Here is a 5,813-nt window from a genome sequence, read left to right on the forward strand (position 1 = left end):
ATCATCTCGCTATGCGCAGCAACATRKCATGACTTAAACAACGCAATGGATTATTGCTTAGTGAGTAATGTGGTTTTACAGGCTTGCCGATATAATGGCTTAACCTTTTAATCACTGCATGTTTTTATGACTATTTTCTTTGTTATTTTTGCGTTGTTATTGCCTGGCTTAGCTTGTGCCGATCAAGCACAGTCGGCAGCCGTAACACTTAATTTAACCGAGCATATCATCGGTTATTTATCTATAGTGGTTACCGTAGCTGCTTATATCGCAGCGATGTCGGAAGAAGTCACTGAGCTGCGTAAGTCCAAACCTATGGTATTAGGTTCTGCGTTAGTGTGGTTTGCGATTTGTATTTATTATGCGTTACATGGCCAGGCTAAAACGGCGGCATTAGCTTTTGAAAGCAATTTGTTAGCGTATATTGAGCTGTTGTTATTTATTTTGGTGTCGATGACGTATTTAAATACTATGGAAGAGCGCGGGGTTTTTCGCGCTTTGCAAGTATTTTTGTTAAGCCGTCAATTTAGCTATCGGCAGTTGTTCTGGATTACCGGCGGCTTAGCCTTTGTCTTGTCTACGGTAATTAACGGGCTAACCGTCGGTTTGATTATGGGTTCGGTAGCGATGGCGGTGGGCAAGAAAAAAGCCGGAGTTTGTTGGCTTGGTGTGTGTGCATATCGTTAGCGCCACCAATGCAGGTGGCACGTTTAGTCCGCTAGGGGGTATTTCGACGTTATTCGTATGGCAACGTGACATTTTAAGCTTTAGTGAGTTTTTCGCGTTGACGATTCCTTGTTTAGTTAATTTTTTGATTCCGGCGCTGATTATGCATTTTTGGGTGCCTAAGGAAGTCCCTGAAGCTATTCAAGAAAAAGTCGAGCTAAGGCGCGGCAGCAAGCGCATTAGTTTGTTATTTGTGATAACGCTTATGATTACGGTCAGTGGTAATGTGCTATTAGAATTGCCACCTGCTGCCGGCATGATGACCGGTTTAGGCTTGTTGCAATTTTTTAATTTTTATTTAACGAAAACCACTATCGAACAAGAAAGTGACTTTGCGCATGTCTATCGATTTTTTGAAGTCGATGTGCCGAAAATTGATAACAATAAAACTTTTTGATGTGTTCAAAAATGTAGGTCATGTGGATTGGGACACGTTGTTGTTTTTTTATGGCGCGATGATGATTATTGGCGCTATTGGTTTTATTGGTTATTTAGATGGCATTGCGCATTTCTTATTTGGGCAAATTAGTCCAACCGTCGCGAATATCTTAATCGGTTTATCATCGGCGTTTGTCGATAACGGTACGCTGATGTTTGCTGTATTAAACATGCATCCGGACATTTCGACCGGACAGTGGTTGTTATTGACTTTAACACTTGGTGTTGGTGGTAGCTTGTTAGCGATTGGTTCAGCACCAGGTGTTGGCATGTTAGGTCATATTAAAGGTTACTATACGTTTACTTGTCATTTGCGTTGGATGCCAGTTATTTTGCTGGGTTATTTTGCCAGCATACTTGTGCATTTTTGGCTGAATGCCAGGTATTTTCAGTGACCTTACGCGGCATATCGCCACACACAAATCACGGTTACCAAACTTAAGACGGAACATGGCATTCAGAGCGCAGGACGCCGTAAATACGTCTAGGCTTGGCGGCAGCATCCCTGCTGCCGACATCTGCGCTCTAAACGCCTCGTCCCGTCTTAAGTGTGTAGCCCAAATCACTTAATCAGTTATAATGCCCGCCTTTTATCAGCCGTATTAGTTAACCATGTCAGACGCTTTAGCAGAATTAAATCGCCGCCGCACATTTGCGATTATCTCGCATCCGGATGCCGGTAAAACCACGATTACCGAGAAATTATTATTGTTCGGCGGAGCGATTCAATTAGCCGGTTCGGTGAAAGGGCGTAAAGCTGCGCGCCATGCCACGTCGGATTGGATGGAAATGGAGAAAGAGCGGGGGATTTCGGTGACGACCTCGGTGATGCAGTTTGAACATAACGATTGCATCATTAATCTATTGGACACGCCAGGCCATGAAGACTTTTCTGAAGATACTTATCGCACATTAACAGCGGTCGATTCGGCGTTGATGGTCATTGACGTTGCTAAAGGTGTAGAAGAGCGCACGATTAATTTGATGGAAGTCTGTAGGATGCGGGCGACGCCAATTTTAACCTTTATCAATAAGCTGGATAGAGAAGGCCGTGAGCCTATGGAAGTCATGGATGAAGTCGAGCGTATTTTAGCGATTAAATGCGCGCCTATGACCTGGCCTATTGGTATGGGTAAGCGTTTTAAGGGTGTTTACCATTTATATAAAGATGAAATTCATTTGTTTAGCCCGCAACACGGTGGCCGTATTGCCGAAGCGGAAATTATTAAGGGTTTAGATAATCCTAAACTCGATGAGTTAGTGGGCGAACAAGCGCAAGAACTACGTGATGAAATTGAGCTAGTGCAAGGTGCCAGTCATGAATTTGACTTAGACGAGTACTTAGCCGGTAAGCTCACACCGGTGTTTTTTGGTTCGGCGATTAATAACTTTGGTATTTTGGAATTACTTGATGCATTTGCTGAATATGCGCCACCACCTAGATCGCGTGTTGCCGAGCAGCGTACCGTACAACCGGAAGAAGAAAAATTCAGCGGTTTTGTGTTTAAAGTACAAGCTAATATGGACCCCGCTCATCGTGACCGGGTTGCCTTTTTACGGGTTTGTTCGGGCAAATTCGATAAAGGCATGAAGTTATACCATGTGCGCTTAGGTAAGAGCGTACAAGTCGCTAATGCGATTACGTTTCAAGCCGATACGCGTAAAAGTGTCGAAGAAGCCTATCCTGGCGATATTATCGGCTTACATAATCATGGTACGATTCAAGTCGGCGATACATTTAGCCAAGGGGAAACCTTAAAATACAGCGGCATTCCGTATTTTGCGCCGGAGTTGTTTCGCCGTGTCATATTAAAAGACCCGTTACGCGCTAAGGCGTTGCAAAAAGGCTTGCAACAACTGTCTGAAGAAGGTGCGACGCAGTTATTTAGACCATTAAAAAATAATGATTTAATTTTAGGCGCGGTAGGTGTGTTGCAATTTGATGTTACGGCGTACCGATTAAAAAGCGAGTATAACGTCGAATGTGTTTATGACGCCGTGCCGGTGACGACGGTGCGTTGGGTCAGCTCAGATAATGCGGCGAAGCTTGATGACTTCAAGAAGAAAGCGTTTGATAACTTAGCCGAAGATGGCGGCGGGTATTTGGTTTATGTTGCGAGCAGCCGAGTTAACCTACAGCTTACCGAAGAGCGTTGGCCGGATATTAAATTTAGTGCGACGCGAGAGCTGTAAAGCTTTCTTTAATAGGAGAATAGGCGCTTTTGTTCGGAGATTAAAAACGATGAAGCGCGGGCGGAACGGCTGAACCGTACCACGCCCGCGACCTACACCGGATTAGTTCTGAGCGCGCCACCAGGCCGCATCGGGACTGACATCGCGCCAGACATTAGTGGTACAGTGCACTTCGCCTGCGCCGATGTGCGCCCAACTCCAAGCATCGATTTCGAAGGGCCTAACTCCAACCTGGCCCAGTGCTTCAACGGCGGCTTGGTGGAAAATGTCTTTGCCGTCGATGACTGGGCCGTCCGGTTTGGTGTAAGCGAACACCCAGTCCCGCTGCCCATAGCCGCTTTCACTATCGCCGGATTCCGCCAAATTCTTGTCGGCAGTCGGGCTAGACAGCAACAAGCCATTGGCCAGATTAGGCTATAGGCCAGATAAAAGGTCTTGCCGGATTCCGGCAAATTACGGGCGAACGCCTCTTGATTGCCGCCCTGAATGCCCTGCAACCAGCGTTGCGCGGCGGTAATGTCGAATTGGCTATACGGCGGATTCGTTTTTAGCTGTGTGCCTAAATTGTCCAAGTAAAAACCTAACGCCGCTGTGTCGCTCATTTTCGATAGAAAGCCGCCTACCGCAGGGGTTGAAGTTTCCTCGGTTGAGGGGGGAAAGGTCAAGCCTTCGAAGAGAACGGGCAGTCTGACAAGGTCTTTCTGAGCCAAGCCGAGTTCGTCCAGCAGTGGAGTTAAGGTATTATCCAAATGTTGGGCGACATCTTCGTTATCCGCCATAAGCTCAGCGTCCGCGAGAATCTCGTTGATAGTCCGTTGGGCGGAAGCGTTAGTAAAGCGTCCCACAGGCCGACCGGTGAACAGCGTCGCCTCGCCGTTGTCCTTGGCTTGGGCAGCGCGTAACAGGCGGACGGCAAGGCGTGGGTCTGGGACCGCGAAAGTCCAGCCGCGACGGTTATTCGCCGGAACGACCTGGAGTATCTCGTCCACATGACCGACTGCGAGCCAAGAGGTGTCGATTTTCAACAACGGTTGCACACCTTGTGCCGCAAGCATCTGTTGGAAGCTTGGGTCCGGTTGGCGTGCGTCGGTGGAGCCGATCAGGATGCGGCCATTCGGATAGTGTTTGCCGTGGGCCGTGTAGGGTGGCACGGCATCGAGATTGCCCAGCCGATTGAGGTTGCCGTCCACAGTGGCGGATACTCAAACGGGTCCTGCGCCTGCTGGACGACGGCGACATCGCGGCGGCGGAGTTCGAAGACCACCCGGCTGCCAGGCCGGGCAAGGTCTGGCGACCTCAGCAGAACCCGAATGATATGTGGGTTGCCATCTTGACCGGGTACGGACATATAGGCGGGTTCGAACATATCTTGCATCCACATATCTGCCTTATCGATAGGGAGCTGGCGCAATGGCTTGTCGACCTCGGCGGACTGGCGGGCAGCATCAAGGGTGTCGCGGAACGACTTATGGGCGGGGATCAGTGGTTTTTGGAATTCGAGGTAGTCCTCATAGGTGAAGCCCAGTATCGGGTCTTTTTCAAACTCGTCCTTGGACAGCAGTTTTGGTCGCGCCGCCAGTATCACTTGGCTGCTGGTTTGTAGTGTGTGTTGCAGCAACAAAGGCGCTTGACGTAGGGCGACAGTATCGGATTTACCGTCCGGCAGGCTCAGTGTCACGCGGACGGTACCATTCCAACGGGTGTCGCGAATGATGTCGCGTCCCTCGAGACGCAACTCCAAGCCGTCACGTAAAGCTTGGGCTGGGACTGGCTCGGTGGACGGATCGAAGGTCCGCAGTTGCCCGCTGTCCCTCATAAATAGTCGGACAGAACCGTCCGGTGCGCCGCTGATGGCGATGCGCGCACCTTCTGGAGCGTCGCGCATCGGCAAGGCGTGGATGCTCGCCAAATCACGCTCGTCGAAGAGGCCATTGACAATGTTGTCGGCGGCATCGTTACAAGCCGCCCGTTTCTGGTCGTAGGCGGGGTCATCAAGACTGACGAGGTTCTCGGGCAGCAAGCAGCGTCGTGTGTCGTCATCCAGATTGGCCAGGAACAAGGCTTCTCGGCTATCTTCCAAACGTTCGTCGGAGCTGCCGCTCAAGTCAACCACCCCGTCGCGGTTGGCATCTACTCTTAAATCGGGAACTGTGCCTCGCAAAGTTGTACGTTTGATGTCAATGCTTGCGGCAGAATTGTCGGCATAGGCAGGCGCGCCGACCAACCATAGGCCGGAGGCCAGCAAAGCGGCAACAGCGGCGGCAGACTTTGTGAGGGTGAACCCCCCGCGACAATACTGTTGACTTTAGCCAGTAGCACCCATTTTCTTAGCCCGCTTTTCTTTCCACTTATTAGGAACGCCTTTATTAACACGAGGTTTTGATGGCTTGGGCGTCTTCGGTCGGTAATAAACAACTCGTCGAATAGAATCAACTAACTCGAAGAAAAGAGTTAAG

6 protein-coding genes are annotated in these 5,813 nt (G+C 49.5%); 4 read left to right on the forward strand and 2 right to left on the reverse strand.

The window, feature by feature from the left end; translation table 11 throughout:
- The first annotated feature begins 126 nt into the window (after positions 1-126).
- The 4 genes from nhaD (VZ94_RS31075) to VZ94_RS17880 all read left to right on the forward strand — a co-directional run bounded on the left by nhaD (VZ94_RS31075) (position 127) and on the right by VZ94_RS17880 (position 3,357).
- The gene (gene nhaD, locus VZ94_RS31075) at positions 127-687 is read left to right on the forward strand and encodes a sodium:proton antiporter NhaD (protein ID WP_275575316.1); all 561 of its coding nucleotides are present in this window, start codon (positions 127-129) and stop codon (positions 685-687) included.
- Complete coding sequence (nhaD, locus tag VZ94_RS31080; RefSeq protein ID WP_275575317.1) at positions 674-1,123, forward strand: sodium:proton antiporter NhaD; 450 nt, start codon at positions 674-676, stop codon at positions 1,121-1,123. Before nhaD (VZ94_RS31075) ends, nhaD (VZ94_RS31080) begins: the two co-directional genes overlap by 14 nt.
- A gap of 1 nt (position 1,124) precedes the next feature.
- Positions 1,125-1,559, forward strand: coding sequence for a sodium:proton antiporter NhaD (gene nhaD / locus VZ94_RS31085; RefSeq protein ID WP_275575318.1), 435 nt, complete (start codon positions 1,125-1,127; stop codon positions 1,557-1,559).
- Positions 1,560-1,776: 217 nt separating this feature from the next.
- Positions 1,777-3,357, forward strand: coding sequence for a peptide chain release factor 3 (locus VZ94_RS17880; protein WP_045780263.1), 1,581 nt, complete (start codon positions 1,777-1,779; stop codon positions 3,355-3,357).
- 92 nt (positions 3,358-3,449) lie between these two features.
- On the opposite strand, the gene VZ94_RS33350 is transcribed toward VZ94_RS17880, so the two are convergent.
- Together VZ94_RS33350 and VZ94_RS31095 are read right to left on the reverse strand one after the other, a co-directional pair.
- Positions 3,450-4,547: a protein-arginine deiminase family protein gene (locus VZ94_RS33350; protein WP_082081790.1), complete on the reverse strand. Its 1,098-nt coding sequence runs from the start codon at positions 4,545-4,547 to the stop codon at positions 3,450-3,452.
- Complete coding sequence (locus tag VZ94_RS31095; RefSeq protein WP_204369204.1) at positions 4,457-5,518, reverse strand: protein-arginine deiminase family protein; 1,062 nt, start codon at positions 5,516-5,518, stop codon at positions 4,457-4,459. The genes VZ94_RS33350 and VZ94_RS31095 overlap by 91 nt, the downstream gene beginning before the upstream one ends.
- Positions 5,519-5,813: the final 295 nt, after the last annotated feature.

This window comes from Methylocucumis oryzae (assembly GCF_000963695.1).
Classification (GTDB): Bacteria; Pseudomonadota; Gammaproteobacteria; order Methylococcales; family Methylomonadaceae; genus Methylovulum; species Methylovulum oryzae.